Raw genomic sequence first — 15,308 nt, 5'->3', positions numbered from 1 at the left:
ATTTTAAGTAAAGGTAAACAAGACCAAACAGTGGGATAGAGATAACAGCCGTTAGATTTTGGGGTAAGGCCTCAACTTTTTACCGCCTTAGGCTTCAAAGAAGGTGCTTTATTTCAGTTGAAGATCAAATACTGACGTGAGGGTTAGAAGGAGGGCAGTGCTCAAGGCACTAGAGCAGGGGATTATTTAGTTACACTTTTATACGACATGCTAAAGAATAAGATACACAGGTTGGACCACTATGATAAACTATACTCATAGAATCGCGCGTGGTTTTGGAGAAGTACATGAGCAAGTGGTTAACAGTTCTATTTTTAGTTTTAGGTGTGAGTACGTCCGCTCATGCTAACTTGATATTAAATGGTAGTTTTGAAAATAACGATATCAGAAGTAACAGCTGGAAAGCCTTTACCGCTGGAACCGTAGAGGGTTGGAGCGGCACGAATATGGAGTTATGGGATAACTTTCAACGTTTAAACGCTTTTGATGGTAGCCAATACGCTGAACTAAATGCTAATGGAAACGGCGGTCGATATTCTATTTTTCAGACTTTTTCTACTGAGGCCGGAAATACTTACGATGTGTCATTTGCCTATGCAGCACGACGCAGTGGAGAAAGTTTCCAGTTAGACATACTTAGTGATACCAATAGCGTTTTATACAGTCAGGTGTTTGATGACCATGCCATTAAAAGCTGGTCTGAGTTCTACGGTGATTTTGTTGCACAAACTGCTCTAACTACCATTCGCTTCTCTACCATTAATACCGGAACCTATGGCAATTTTGTTGACGATATCGTGGTAACTGCAGCGCCTAGCTTTACCGCGAGCGTTTCCAGCGTTTCTGTTTCTGAACCAGCAAGCTTAGCAATATTATTACCTCTATCGGCTTTTGCATTGATGAGACGCAAAGGAACCAAGTAGCTTTACATATATGATATATACGAAAGGCCCGCATTTATGCGGGCCTTTGTTTTACATTCAAAAAATATCTGCGCTTTGGTTCTAACGCTTATTTATCCATATGCACAACAGAGCGGATGCTTTCGCCTTTATGCATCAAATCAAAGGCTTCGTTTATTTCATCAAGGCCCATGGTATGAGTGATAAACTCTTGAAGGCCAAAATCACCATTTAGGTATTGTTCAACAATTCCTGGTAGCTCTGAGCGACCTTTAACTCCACCAAACGCAGAGCCGCGCCATACACGACCTGTTACTAACTGGAATGGACGCGTTGAAATTTCTTGTCCTGCGCCTGCAACACCGATGATTACTGATTCACCCCAACCTTTGTGGCAGCATTCAAGCGCAGAGCGCATAACGTTCACGTTGCCAATGCATTCAAATGAGTAATCAACGCCGCCGTCAGTCATTTCAACAATCACTTCCTGAATAGGCTTGTCGAAATTCTTAGGATTGACTAGGTCAGTTGCGCCAAGCTGTTTTGCTAGGTCAAACTTGCTTTCATTAATATCGATACCAATGATGCGACCTGCGCCTGCCATACGTGCACCAATGATGGCTGATAGACCAATTCCACCTAGGCCAAAAATAGCAACCGTGTCGCCTTCCTGTACTTTTGCAGTTTTAAGTACAGCACCCATACCCGTAGTTACACCACAACCAAGCAAGCAAACCTCGTCTAGCGGCGCATTTTTGTTTACTTTCGCTAGCGATATTTCAGGTAGAACTGTGTACTCAGAAAACGTTGAGCAGCCCATATAGTGATAAATTGGCTCGCCATCTTTAGAAAAACGACTTGTGCCATCTGGCATTAGGCCTTTACCTTGCGTCTCGCGCACTGCTTGGCAAAGGTTAGTCTTACCTGATTTACAGAACTTACATTCGCCACACTCGGCGGTATAAAGAGGGATAACGTGGTCGCCAACTTCTACACTGGTAACGCCCTCGCCCACCATTTCAACAATACCACCACCTTCGTGGCCAAGAATTGAAGGGAATACGCCTTCAGGATCATCACCGGACAGCGTAAATGCGTCAGTGTGGCACACGCCCGTCGCAACAATGCGTACAAGTACCTCGCCTTTCTTAGGAAGCTCTACGTCAACTTCTTCCATCTTTAACGGCTCACCTGGGCCCCACGCCACCGCAGCTTTTGATTTAATGTGGGTTTGACCTTCTTGCAACGAATCTTTGAATGACGCCATGTAATGACTCCTCAATCATAAATATTTTGATGATGTTTTATAGGCCAAAGTATAGGAGACGGATTACTAATGATAAATACATTTTAAGTAAAACACTTTTTCATAATTGTAATAATTGATTTGGCAAAATAGAATGTACTTAAATAAACCAGCGCTGTGTTGAACAACGCTAAACTAACGAGTGGCGATAATGAAATATCTAGAGGGAATCGCAGAGTTTTGTGCCGTAGCTGATGTTGGCAATTTTACAGGGGCTGCAAATAAGCTTGATACGTCAGTTGCGCAGATAAGCCGTAAAGTCGCATCACTTGAAAAGCAGCTAGGCGTTAAGCTATTACAGCGCACAACGCGAAGCGTATCCCTCACAGAAGCGGGCATGCAATACTTCCAGCAGGCAATGCCTGCTCTAAAAGCGCTCGAAGATGCCCAGCTAGCGGTGAGCGCACTGCAAGCATCGCCGCAAGGATTAATTAAGCTTACCGCGCCCGTCGCTTTCGGCGAAGCCTTCATCGCGCCTTTGCTCAATACCTTTATGCAAAAGTATTCCGGCATTAGTGTGCAATGCACCTTTTCAAATGAAAAGCTTGATATTGTCGAGCAAGGCCTCGATCTGGCTATACGCATTGGCAAATTAGAAGACTCTACCTTGGTTGCTAAAAAGCTGGCTACCCGACATTTATTTGTTTGCGGAAGTAGGGATTATTTTAACGAGCAAGGACAGCCTAAAAGTATTGAAGAGTTAAAAGCGCACTCGCTGCTGGTGGGGTCACAGCCCTATTGGCGTTTACTTATTGATAATAAAATTCAATCAATTCCAGTGCAGGGAAGGGTTCGGTATAACAGCGGGAATGCCCTGTGTAGCGCCGCAATTGCTGGTTTAGGTATTGCACAACTGCCCGGGTTTTACGTGCGTAAAGCACTAGCCTCAGGTCAGCTAATAGAGCTGTTTCCCGAGTACAAAGACAAGCAAGAGGCTATTTGGGCGGTATTTCCTTCAAACAGAAATGTTGCACCTAAAATTAGGCTGCTGGTGGATTTTTTAGCTCAACACCTTGTTTCAGACAGTTGAAGCGCCCTCGCAAAAATAGTGATCGAAATACAGCGCCTGTATCTAAATATTCTTTAATAAAGGTGATATGCAGGTGATGAAGTGCACAATGATGAGGGAAAAATTCACGTACGCGGCGCTCGAGTACACAACTTAAAAAATATCAGTATCGATATACCGCGAAATGAAGTGGTGATGTTTACCGGTGTTTCTGGCTCAGGAAAATCCTCTTTGGCTTTCGGTACGCTTTACGCAGAAGCTCAGCATCGTTATTTAGATTCAATATCACCTTATGCCAGACGGCTAATTGAGCAGGTGGAGAAACCTGACGTAGACGCGATTGAGGGATTACCGCCTGCTGTGGGCCTGCATCAGCGCCGTGGCGCACCTTCCGTTCGTTCTTCCGTTGGCAGTATCACCACGCTTTCTAATAGCCTGCGAATGCTTTATTCCCGGGCAGGGGATTATCCCAAAGGGCAGAACATTGTCTACGCAGACGGGTTTTCTCCTAATACGCCTGAAGGAGCATGTGAACACTGTGACGGTATTGGAAAAGTTTTTGACACAGAAGCTCATCGCCTTGTACCCGACGACAGTCTCACCATACGTGAGGGCGCTGTGGCAGCTTGGCCTGGTGCGTGGCAGGGCAAAAACCTAGTAAGGGTACTGTTATCGCTAGATATCGATGTTGATATTCCATGGCGTGAACTGCCTCAAAAAACGCGTGACTGGATCTTATACACCGACGATATGCCTCAGTTACCTGTATACCGAAACTATAACCTAGCGCAAACCCGAAAAGCACAGCGAGAGGGCGAACCTGCCAGCTACAATGGCAAGTTTATCAGCGCGCGACGTCATGTGCTCGATACCTTCAAAACGTCTCAAAAAGAGAAGATGAAGCAGCGAATTGCTCCCTTTATATCTGTTGAAGCATGTCCTGTTTGCCGTGGAAAAAAGCTTAAGCAAAATGCGCTGGCAGTAAAAATTGATAGCTTAGATATTATTGATTTTTCAAGGCTGCCACTACAGCAAGTTTACGAAAAGCTTCAGGCGTTAAAAAATTCAGTCAAAGGCGATACTTCAGAGCGTGGTCAGGTAATACGCAATATTACGGGCGACATTATTGAAAGAGTGAAGCCCATAATAGCGCTTGGCCTTCATTACCTTTCGTTAGATAGAAGTACAACAAGTATCTCAGTAGGTGAGCTACAGCGGTTGCGTCTGGCGACACAACTTAAATCAAACTTATTTGGCGTTGTCTTTGTGATGGATGAACCCTCATCAGGTCTTCACCCTCGCGATGTAGAAGGGCTTATTCATGCGCTTCACAATATTACCGAAACGGGAAATTCGTTGCTTGTTGTTGAGCACAATCCTTACGTCATTAAAGGGGCCAATTGGGTTGTAGATGTAGGACCGAAAGCGGGAGTGAACGGAGGTAAGCTTGTCTATAGTGGGCCGGTTAAGAATTTAGCAAGCATAAAAAACTCCCCAACGGCAGACTATGTTTTTAACAATAAAGCCCTAAGCCAGCGTATAAAGCTGAAATCATCAGGGGTATTGCGTTTAAAAGACGTGTCTAGGAATAATGTCAGCCATGTTGATATTGATATTCCACTTGGTGTGATGACCTGTGTTACAGGCGTTTCAGGCTCTGGAAAGTCGAGTTTAATTAGCCAAGCATTAGTTGAGTTAGTCAAAGACGGTTTAAGTCCAGTCGAGAAAGAAGAGAAGCGAGCGAAAGAAACGAAAGAGACGAGAAAAACGAAAGAACTGCTTACCGACGCCAACTATCTTCTCGCTCAAGACACGTTTTTAGACGAAAGTGAGCCGCAGCAAGGCTTTATTGAAAGCGGGCTTGATGAGTTAAGTCGTATAGTTGTGGTCGATCAGTCTCCCATCGGCAGGACACCTCGTTCAACATTGGCAACCTATACCGGCATATTTGATCAAATCAGAAGTTTATTTGCTTCAACCGAAGAAGCGGAAGCCCGTGGGTACGATGCGGGTCATTTTTCGTTTAACGTTGCAAAAGGACGATGCCCACATTGTGAAGGCTTGGGTGTGGTATCGGTAGAACTACTGTTTATGCCGAGTGTTTATTCCCCCTGTACCGTTTGTAACGGTCAGCGCTTTAACGATAACGTACTGGAAGTTGGTTACAGCGAACATTCTATCGCTGATGTATTATCGCTTACGGTTGAAGAAGCACTATCTGTGTTCAATAGTAATCAAGTCATTACGCGGGGCCTTCAAACGCTAATGAACGTAGGGCTTGGCTATCTAACCTTGGGGCAAAGTGCCACCGAATTATCAGGCGGCGAGGCGCAGCGTATTAAATTAGCATCAGAACTTAAGCGCGCTCAAAATGCTAATACCCTATACGTCCTTGATGAACCTACAACCGGTTTACACCTTTCAGACACTTCGCTACTTATGCAGCATTTAACCAGCTTAGTTGAAGCAGGGAATACGGTAGTGATGGTTGAGCATAATATGCAGGTGGCTGGGGCTTGCGATCACATTATAGATATGGGGCCAGGCGCTGCTGATGAGGGAGGAGAAATCGTTGCTGAAGGTAGCCCAGAGGAGGTTGCTAAGGTTCAACAAAGTGCAACAGCCCCATTTTTGAAGGCGAGTTTGGAATAAAGTAGGTTTTCAATGGATGAGTTCTGTTTGAATGACTACAGAAATAAGCAGGTTTTAAAGCTATTAGAGTACTAGCAAGCCAGTTAAGAAATTGCTTAATTTCCTGTTTGTACCTTAAAAAGAAATATTAGTTAAAGAGTGTTTCATATTTTGCAATACAGTGTGGTGAAAACTGCGGTTGACTTATAGACGTCTATACGGCAAATTGCTTGTATGAAAAAGATTCTACTTACTCGCACCACCATTATGTTAATTACCACCTTAAAAAGGGCGGTCGCTGACTAGTGCAAGTAAGCAAAAGACAACGAAAGCCCGCCTAACACAGAGCGGGCTTTTTTTTACACACGTTTTAGCATGCGTAACCTTAAGGAGCAGCATATGAAAGTCTTAAAGTTTGGGGGTTCTTCTCTAGCCGATGCACCGCGATACATGCGCGTTATGGAAATTAGCACGGCAACCCACCAAACCGACGGTGCTGCGGTTGTACTTTCTGCCCCAAAAGGGGTGACGAACGCGCTTTCACTACTTTGTGAACAAGCAGCCGCGGGTGAAGATTTCCAGCCATTATTCGATAAGTTGAACGATACGGTTACCGGCATTGCCAACGACCTTAACAATGAGTTCGACGGGTTTGAGCACGCAAGCGTGGTGGAATTTATTGCTGGTCACTTATCAGTATTAAAACAGCACCTTGAAGGCATAAAACTTCTCGGAGTTGCGCCAGACAACGTTGCTGCCGGTATTCTAAGTATTGGTGAGTACATCTCGGTGACGCTTTTTAGCGCTATGCTATCGGCTAAAGGTATTGCAAACCGCGTTATCGACCCAGTTAAATATGTACTTGCTGAGGGCGATTATCTAGACAGTATTGCCGACGTATCGCTAAGTAAGGCACGTTTTTCAGATGTGCCCACTGACGGCAGTGAGTTTCTTGTCATGCCGGGGTTTGTGGCGGCTAACGAAGCGGGCGAAAAAGTCACGCTTGGGCGCAACGGTTCAGACTATTCGGCGGCCATTCTAGCCGCGTGTATTGATGCAAACTGTTGTGAAATTTGGACAGACGTAGACGGTGTTTACAACGCTGACCCGAACCAAGTGGAAGGTGCAGTACTGCTAGATAAACTTACTTATCAAGAAGCGATGGAACTGTCTTACTTTGGCGCAAAAGTACTTCACCCTAAAACTATCGGCCCAATTGCACAGCACCACATCCCTTGTTTGATAAGAAATACCTTAAACCCGGCAGCGCCTGGTACGCTAATCAGTAATGAGAAAAGCGAAGTGTGGACGTCGGTGAAAGGTATTTCGCAGCTTGATAACGTCACCATGTTCAACGTTGCAGGGCCTGGTCTTAAAGGCATGGTTGGCATGGCAAGTCGTGTATTTGAGGTGATGTCTAACGCCAATATTTCAATAAGCCTTATTACTCAGTCATCGTCAGAATACTCAATCAGTTTCTGTATTCAAAGCAAAGACGCCAGCCGGGCGTTAACGCTACTTGAAGATGCCTTTGCGCTTGAGCTTCAAAACCAATTGCTAGACCCTATCGAAGTACGTCATGACCTGGCCATTGTTACTTTGGTTGGTGATGGTATGCGTCAAACCAAAGGGTTGGCAGCGCGTTTCTTTAACTCGCTAGCCCAAGCGCGAGTAAACAACGTTGCTATTGCTCAGGGCTCTTCAGAGCGCTCTATTTCAACGGTAATTGAAAGTAAGCGTGCTAAGAAAGCAGTAAAAGTCATTCACCAGAATTTTTTCTCTGACCGCCATACCATCGACGTGTTCCTAGTAGGGTGTGGCAATGTAGGCACTGAACTGCTAGGTCAGATTGAAAAACAACAGCCAGCACTTTTAAAACGTAATATTCAGCTGCGCGTTTACGGTATAGCAAATAGCCGTAAATTGCTGTTGAACAGCCAAGGTATTGATTTAAGTGGTGACTGGAAATCTGCACTTGAATCGGCAAGCGAAGGATTGAGTGTTGAACGTCTACATCAGTTCGCTAACGACAATAGTCTGGTGAACCCGGTGATTGTTGACTGTACCAGTCACGAAGCGATTGCACAGCAATACGTAGATATGATGGAAAGCGGTTTTCACGTAGTAACGCCTAATAAAAAGGCTAATACTTCCGCTATGTCTTACTACCGTAAGCTGCGTAAAACGGCACTCACTACAAACCGCCAATATCTATATGAGACAACAGTAGGTGCGGGCCTTCCTGTTATCGATAACCTACAAAAACTATTCAGCGCAGGTGATGTGCTTCACCGTTTTGAAGGTATTCTTTCAGGCAGCCTATCTTACGTATTCGGCAAGCTTGAAGAGGGCATGAGCTTGTCGCAAGCGACGCAAACCGCCAAAGAAAACGGTTTTACAGAGCCAGACCCTCGCGACGATTTAAGCGGCATGGACGTAGCGCGTAAGCTACTTATTATGGCCCGTGAAGCCGATTTAGCGTTAGAGCTATCTGACATTGAAATTGAGTCGGTACTGCCAGCGGGATTTGCAGAAGACTGTTCTATCGACGAATTTATGCGCCAGCTTCCTGAGTTAGATGCTGCGATGAATGAAAAAGTTGAGGCGGCAAAGGCAGAAGGTGAAGTCCTTCGCTATATCGGCAGCATTGAAGACGGAAAATGCAAAGTAAGCGTCCAGGCTGTACCAGCAAGCAACCCGCTTTCACAGGTAAAAGATGGCGAAAACGCACTGGCTATTAACAGCGATTACTACAGCCCAATCCCTTATGTAATCAGAGGGTACGGTGCGGGTGGTACGGTAACGGCAGCAGGGGTGTTTGCTGACATTCTGCGCACTATGCCGTGGAAACAAATGGCGCACTAAGGGCTAAATAACGCTTAGCTTGCTTAACATAGTTAATAAGCGGCTAAAGTAAGAAATTCGAAGCTGCGACTTAGGCCAGTGATTTATCGCGTTAAGTTGCATGCGAAGTAAGAGAAATAATATGAAAGCATTAACGGCCTTTGCGCCAGCTTCAATTGGAAATGTAAGCCTAGGCTTTGATGTATTGGGCGCAGCGCTTGCCCCAGTTGACGGCACTAAGCTTGGTGATGAAGTTGAAATAAAAGCGGCAGAATCATTTTCGTTAGAAACCGTCGGACGCTTTGCTCACAAACTTCCTGGCGATGCAGATAGCAATATCGTCACTAAGTGCTACCACTACTTTTGTGAGCAAATGGAAAAGTCTGGAAAACCGACTTCTCCTGTAGCTCTGACCCTTCACAAAAACTTGCCTATTGGAAGTGGCTTAGGCTCGAGTGCTAGTTCAATCGTTGCAGCTTTCGCAGCGCTTAATGCTTTCTTTGACAACCCGTTTGATGAAGATACATTGCTTATAATGATGGGCGAGCTAGAAGGCCAAATAAGTGGCAGCGTGCATTACGATAACGTAGCACCGTGCTACTTGGGAGGCATGACGCTAATGACGGGTAGCAACGTGCCGGTCACGCTATCATTGCCTTTGAACGACGATTGGTACTATGCCGTTTGTTATTCGGGTATTAGCGTATCGACAGCGGCTGCTCGCGATATCTTGCCAAAGCAGGTGGATATGGCGACGGCGCTAACCTTTGGTCGACAGTTAGGCGTGTTTGTTCACGCTTTACATGCGGGGAACTTTGATTTGGCAGCGTCGGTAATGAACGATGTTATAGCCGAACCTTACAGAAAATCGCTACTGCCTGGCTTTGATGAAGCGCGTGCATTCAGTGAGCAAACGGGGGCGCTTGCATTCGGCATTTCGGGCTCGGGGCCAACGGTGTTTGCTGTATGTCCAAGTAAGGCGCAAGCGGAAGAAGTCGCAACATATCTAACCGCGAACTACATTCAAAATGAAGACGGCTTTAGCCATGTGTGCCAAATACCAAGCCAAGGTACTATTATTTGTTAAAAGCACATGATTTCTCAAAGGTACATGGTTTCTTTAAGGTACATGATTTCTTAAAGTCGTAGTAACTTGTAAAAGCACAGTGATTTTTAAAAGATTTAAAGGGCAGAGTATTTGCCCACATAAAAAGGTAACAGCAAGTGGAATTGGTAAATTTAAAAGATTCATCGGACACAGCAAATTTTGCTGAAGCCGTTAAGCGTGGCTTAGGCAAAAACCAAGGGCTTTATTTTCCAGAGCATATTCCGACCCTAGATAACATTGACGAATTGTTAGAAAAGCCATTTGTAGAGCGCAGTATTGAAGTACTTCGCGCGCTTATCGGCGATGAACTGAACAATGGCGAACTAGAAGAAATTGTTAAAACGGCATTCGCTTTTGGTGCGCCAGTCGAGCAGGTCAACGATAACGTGTACTGCCTAGAGCTTTTCCACGGCCCAACGCTGGCGTTTAAAGATTTCGGCGGCCGTTTCATGGCGCAAACCCTGTCGCGTATTAGCGAGGGCAAGCCAGTAACTATTTTAACCGCGACCTCAGGTGATACTGGCGCGGCTGTAGCTCATGCATTCCACGGTATTGAAAACATCAATGTGGTTATCTTGTTCCCTAAAGGCAAGATCAGCGCGCTACAAGAAAAGCTATTCACCACGCTTGGCGGTAACATTCACACTGTTGCAGTAGAGTCTGACTTTGATGCATGCCAGTCGTTGGTTAAAACTGCATTCGATGATCCTGATGTACGCGAAGGTCTTCATCTAAACTCAGCAAACTCAATTAATATCAGCCGTTTACTAGCGCAGGTTTGCTACTACTTTGAAGCGGTAAGTCAGCTGCCTAAAGAGAAGCGCGATCAGCTTGTTATATCAGTTCCTAGCGGTAACTTTGGTAACCTGACCGCAGGCATGATTGCTAAATCTTTGGGTCTACCTATTAAGCGTTTTATCGCTGCAACTAACCTAAACGATACTGTGCCTCGCTACCTTAAAACTGGCGAGTGGGATCCTAAAGCAACTGTTGCAACTATGTCTAACGCGATGGATGTTAGTCAGCCAAACAACTGGCCTCGTATTGAGGCGCTTATAGAGCGTGGTTATATCGACAAATCGTGTCTTAAAGGAGAGATGGTTGACGAAGAATATACGCAGCTTGCAATGCGTCAACTAGCGCAGCAGGGCTATACCAGCGAGCCACATGCCGCTATTGCCTATCGCGCAGTAAGTCACGACTTAGAAGAGGGTGAAATAGGCTTGTTCTTAGGAACGGCCCACCCAGCTAAGTTCAGAGAGACAGTAGAAAACGTGTTAGGTAATCCTATTAGCCTACCTAAAGCGTTGGCTGACGTAGCGGGCGAAGACAGCCTAGCGGTAGACTTACCTGCTTCTTACGATGCGCTTAAACAGCACATGATGGATTTGCTTAAGTAATGACACCATCGGTTCCAACATGGCAAAGCGCGCTTAGTGATGAAAAGCAAAAAGACTATTTTGTTGAATTGCTTGAGCGCGTGAAGCATGCGCGAGAGTCGGGAAGCGTTATTTACCCGCCTCAGCCTGATGTATTCAATGCACTTAAATACACACCGCTAGATGAAGTTAAAGTCGTGATCTTAGGTCAAGATCCTTACCATGGGCCTAATCAAGCCCATGGTCTCTGCTTTTCGGTAAAAGCGGGTGTTAAAACGCCTCCATCGCTTAAAAACATGTACAAAGAGCTATTGACCGATATTGTTGGTTTCACCGAGCCTAATCACGGCACGCTGACGTCATGGGCGGAGCAAGGGGTATTGCTACTTAATACCGTATTGACCGTTGAGCAGGGCAAAGCGCATAGCCACGCGAAATGGGGATGGGAAACCTTCACCGATAAGGTTATCGATGTGGTCAACGAGCACTGCCAAAACGTTGTGTTTCTTCTTTGGGGAAGCCATGCGCAAAAGAAAGGCAAGCACATAGACCGTGAAAAACACCTAATCTTACATGCACCTCATCCATCGCCACTCTCAGCACACAGAGGCTTTTTAGGTTGCAAACACTTCAGCCAAGCTAACCAATATCTTATTGAAAAGGGCAAAGACCCCATCAATTGGCAGGTATAGTATTAGCTTTAGGCTAAGTATCTAAAGCACACTAGAAAGTAAAAAGGCCGCCTGTGTAACAGGCGGCCTTTGTTTTATCTTTCCAGTGTTTCTAGCTCGTACTCGAACCCACAGTCGAGTTCGGCCAGTTCTTTTTCTAATTTGTAGCGATCTTGTAGCGCTTCGATTTCTCTCCACTTACGTTTTTTGCTTTTGGTTTTTGCTGGGCTTGCTTCGATGTCTAGCATGGCAAATAGATCTGATTTATCCACTGGGATCTCCTTTTTATACCACTACAACTAATACAGAGTTTTTGTTTTTAATTCCCTCTGTACAATTTTGTATCACAGCCGCAACTAAAATAAAATAGTTTAGTTTACCTTTTATTAACAAATTGTGACGATATGATGACAAGGGTAAGGAAGAACAGTGTGTTTAAAGCGTAAACAATAACTGTATGTATTTGATCCTATTTGTTTTATTAGTAATCAATTGTACAGTGATACGGAAATCAAAAATGTCTGTCGTATAGTCGATGAAAACCGCAACAAAAAACGGCTAGCTTCCGAAAAAGCTAGCCGTTCAGTTTGTTATTTGCACCAAGTGGGTGATTTTAAATCACCTCGCATTCCTTATTTTGGTGCATTCGCTGCTCTGAATTTGGCAATCAATTGTTGTGTTGAAGCGTCGAAATTATCTTTGTCTGCTTCGCCTTGAATGCCTGCAAGTACTTGGTTTCCTAGTACTTTACCTAACTCTACGCCCCATTGGTCGAATGAGTTAAGGTTCCAGATAACACCCTGAACGAATACCTTATGCTCATACATTGCAACCAGCGCGCCAAGTGTTTTAGGCGTAAGGCTGTCGAATAAGAAAGTATTGCTAGGCTTATTACCCGGCATGGTTTTGTGAGCGGCCAAGCGTTTGCGCTCTACGTCGTCTAGGCCTTTACCGTCAAGGTCTGCATAACACTCTTCAAAGGTTTTACCCTGCATTAGCGCTTGGGTCTGACCAAAACAGTTGGACGCAAGCATAGCGTGATGCGTGTCATCTTGGTTAGGTACGTTAAGTGGCAACATGAAGTCTGCTGGGATAACGCCAGAACCTTGGTGAATAAGCTGATGGAAGCTATGCTGGCCGTTTGTACCTTCACTACCCCAAATAATTGGGCCAGTAGGGTAGTCTACGTGCTCACCTTCTTGCGTCACTTCTTTACCATTACTTTCCATATCTAACTGCTGTACGTAAGCTGGTAAGCCACGAAGATAGTGGTAATAAGGCAATAGAACATGCGACTGTGCATCGAAAAAGTTTCTGTACCAAACGCCTAACAACGCAAGCAATACAGGCATGTTTTCTTCAAGTGGTGCAGTGGTGAAATGGGTATCCATCTCAAACGCACCGTCAAGCAAGCCTTTGAAGTTTTCAAACCCAAGGGCTAGCGAGATAGGCAGGCCAATGGCAGACCACAGTGAGTAACGACCGCCTACCCAATCCCACATAGGGAAAATATTGTCGGCGCTAATACCAAACTCGGTGGCTGCTTTAACGTTTGAAGACACAGCTACAAAGTGTTTAGCGATATCTTCTTGTGTACCGCCAGACTTTAAGAACCAGTCTTTAGCCGTAAGCGTATTTTGAAGCGTCTCTTGTGTAGAGAACGACTTTGATGACATGACCACCAAAGTTTCTTCAAAATCTACGCTAGATAGCACATCGTGAATGTGGCAACCGTCAACGTTAGCAACAAAGTGAACTTTCACGGCATCAACCGTATGCGGCTTAAGTGCCTCGGTCATAATCTTAGGACCAAGGAACGAACCACCAATACCAATTGCCACAATGTGCTTGATAGGCTTGCCGGTATAACCTTTGTGTTCACCGCTGTGAACTGACGCTGTAAACGCTTCAATTTTGGCAAGCGTAGCATGCACTTCAGGCATTACGTCTTCGCCGTCTACCATTACTTTACGGTCAGAGAAGTTGCGAAGCGCAGTATGCAGCACCGCGCGGCCTTCGGTTGAGTTAATTTGCTCACCAGAAAACATCGCGTCGCGAAGGGTTTCTAGTTTGCACGCTCGAGCGAGGTCGAAAAGTCCTTTAAGCGCGTCATCATTTACACGGTTTTTCGAGTAATCAAGAAAAATACCGCAGGCTTCAAGCTGCATCTTGTCCGCGCGATTTGCATCTTGTGCAAACCAGTCGCGCATGTGGGCATCTTTTACCGTTGCAGCAAGTTCAGATAGCTTTTTCCATTCAGGAAGAGAAGTTAAAACACTCATTGTTTCAATAGCCCTTACGCGCTTAGTTTTTCGCGAAGCATGGTTTCAAGTTTTTCCTGATCTGCGGCAAAGTTGCGGATGCCTTCGGACAGCTTTTCGGTTGCCATTGCATCTTCGTTCATTGCCCAGCGGAATTCGCTTTCTGTTAAGCGGTCACCTGGTGTTTTTGTAGCGCCATTGTCTTTAAGTTTAACCTCTAGATCGCCAGGTTCGTTTGCCAGTTCTTCTAGCAGTGCTGGGCTAATGGTTAGACGATCACAACCTGCCAACGCTTGAATTTCACCAATGTTACGGAAGCTTGCGCCCATCACTACGGTATTGTAGCCGTGGTCTTTGTAGTAGTTGTAAATTTTAGTTACAGATACTACGCCTGGATCTTCATCTGGTGCGTATGACTCAGTACCGGTCGCTTTTTTGTACCAGTCTAAAATGCGCCCTACAAATGGAGAGATAAGATAAACACCGGCCTCTGCACAAGCTTGTGCCTGGGCGAAGCTAAATAAAAGCGTTAAGTTACACTGAATGCCTTTCTTCTCTAGTTCCTCTGCTGCCTGGATACCTTCCCAAGTAGACGCAATTTTAATAAGAATGCGTGACTTATCGATACCCGCGTCTTCGTATAGCTGAACCAAACGCTCTGCTTTTTCGATAGTGGCGGCAGTGTCGAACGATAGGCGTGCGTCTACTTCAGTTGAGATTCGGCCTGGAATAGTTGCAGAGATTTCTTTACCAATGGCCACTGCTAGTTTGTCTGCAGCATCAGTTAACTGTTGGTCAGCGTCGTTTGACTGAAGTTTTGCCCATGCTACAGCATCATCAATTAGGCTTGCATATTGAGGAAGACCAGCCGCTTTTAAAAGTAGCGACGGGTTAGTTGTGGCATCGACTGGTTGATACTTTTTAATGGCATCGATGTCGCCCGTGTCGGCAACAACGGTAGTGATATCACGTAATGAAGCTAACTGATTGCTCATAATTCTCTCTGTTCTTTATCAAAATAAATTTGTACAACTCGCTGGAAAAGCCAGTTGAATAAAACGATTCGCTTGCGCGTGTGTAGGGCTTCGCGCTTTTGTTTTCTTTTTGCAAAATACGTATTCCACTAAGGAACGAGGCAAAAAAAATTTAGCGCTTTGGTCATCAAGACAAACATCTAGGAGATGCATCTGACTTATT

11 protein-coding genes are annotated in these 15,308 nt (G+C 45.2%); 7 read left to right on the top strand and 4 right to left on the bottom strand.

Annotation, left to right across the window (positions count from 1 at the left end; all coding sequences use genetic code 11):
• Nucleotides 1-287 precede the first annotated feature (287 nt).
• Complete coding sequence (locus ACXAFM_RS04830; RefSeq protein ID WP_474827396.1) at nucleotides 288-923, top strand: carbohydrate binding domain-containing protein; 636 nt, start codon at nucleotides 288-290, stop codon at nucleotides 921-923.
• An 88-nt stretch (nucleotides 924-1,011) separates the two neighbouring features.
• Here ACXAFM_RS04830 and ACXAFM_RS04825 read toward each other — a convergent pair whose 3' ends face one another.
• Nucleotides 1,012-2,169, bottom strand: coding sequence for an S-(hydroxymethyl)glutathione dehydrogenase/class III alcohol dehydrogenase (locus tag ACXAFM_RS04825; protein WP_474827394.1), 1,158 nt, complete (start codon nucleotides 2,167-2,169; stop codon nucleotides 1,012-1,014).
• A gap of 190 nt (nucleotides 2,170-2,359) precedes the next feature.
• Here ACXAFM_RS04825 and ACXAFM_RS04820 point away from each other — a divergent pair, with 190 nt between their 5' ends.
• From ACXAFM_RS04820 to ung, 6 genes are all read left to right on the top strand, one after another.
• Nucleotides 2,360-3,238 (top strand): LysR substrate-binding domain-containing protein, encoded by an 879-nt coding sequence (locus ACXAFM_RS04820; protein WP_474827393.1) that lies wholly within the window; start codon nucleotides 2,360-2,362, stop codon nucleotides 3,236-3,238.
• 81 nt (nucleotides 3,239-3,319) lie between these two features.
• Complete coding sequence (locus ACXAFM_RS04815; protein WP_474827391.1) at nucleotides 3,320-5,869, top strand: excinuclease ABC subunit UvrA; 2,550 nt, start codon at nucleotides 3,320-3,322, stop codon at nucleotides 5,867-5,869.
• Between the two features lie 378 nt (nucleotides 5,870-6,247).
• A complete protein-coding gene (gene thrA / locus ACXAFM_RS04810; RefSeq protein WP_474827389.1) occupies nucleotides 6,248-8,713 on the top strand; it encodes a bifunctional aspartate kinase/homoserine dehydrogenase I in 2,466 nt (821 codons plus the stop codon).
• 121 nt (nucleotides 8,714-8,834) lie between these two features.
• Nucleotides 8,835-9,779 carry a homoserine kinase gene (gene thrB, locus ACXAFM_RS04805; protein WP_474827387.1) on the top strand — a complete coding sequence of 315 codons (945 nt, stop codon included), beginning with the start codon at nucleotides 8,835-8,837 and terminating at the stop codon, nucleotides 9,777-9,779.
• Nucleotides 9,780-9,916: 137 nt separating this feature from the next.
• Nucleotides 9,917-11,200, top strand: a complete 1,284-nt coding sequence (thrC, locus tag ACXAFM_RS04800) for a threonine synthase (RefSeq protein WP_474827385.1) — start codon at nucleotides 9,917-9,919, stop codon at nucleotides 11,198-11,200.
• Nucleotides 11,200-11,871 (top strand): uracil-DNA glycosylase, encoded by a 672-nt coding sequence (ung, locus tag ACXAFM_RS04795; RefSeq protein WP_474827383.1) that lies wholly within the window; start codon nucleotides 11,200-11,202, stop codon nucleotides 11,869-11,871. The genes thrC and ung overlap by 1 nt, the downstream gene beginning before the upstream one ends.
• Before the next feature lie 74 nt (nucleotides 11,872-11,945).
• Here ung and ACXAFM_RS04790 read toward each other — a convergent pair whose 3' ends face one another.
• The 3 genes from ACXAFM_RS04790 to tal all read right to left on the bottom strand — a co-directional run bounded on the left by ACXAFM_RS04790 (nucleotide 11,946) and on the right by tal (nucleotide 15,106).
• The gene (locus ACXAFM_RS04790; protein ID WP_012519516.1) at nucleotides 11,946-12,122 is read right to left on the bottom strand and encodes a DUF3545 family protein; all 177 of its coding nucleotides are present in this window, start codon (nucleotides 12,120-12,122) and stop codon (nucleotides 11,946-11,948) included.
• A 360-nt stretch (nucleotides 12,123-12,482) separates the two neighbouring features.
• Nucleotides 12,483-14,132: a glucose-6-phosphate isomerase gene (gene pgi / locus ACXAFM_RS04785; RefSeq protein ID WP_474827381.1), complete on the bottom strand. Its 1,650-nt coding sequence runs from the start codon at nucleotides 14,130-14,132 to the stop codon at nucleotides 12,483-12,485.
• Between the two features lie 14 nt (nucleotides 14,133-14,146).
• The gene (gene tal / locus ACXAFM_RS04780; RefSeq protein ID WP_039226298.1) at nucleotides 14,147-15,106 is read right to left on the bottom strand and encodes a transaldolase; all 960 of its coding nucleotides are present in this window, start codon (nucleotides 15,104-15,106) and stop codon (nucleotides 14,147-14,149) included.
• Nucleotides 15,107-15,308 lie beyond the last annotated feature (202 nt).

Source organism: Alteromonas sp. ABD4_190 (genome assembly GCF_056160105.1).
Note: the sequence above shows the minus strand (reverse complement) of the source record. Positions and strands in the feature narration are given on the sequence as shown.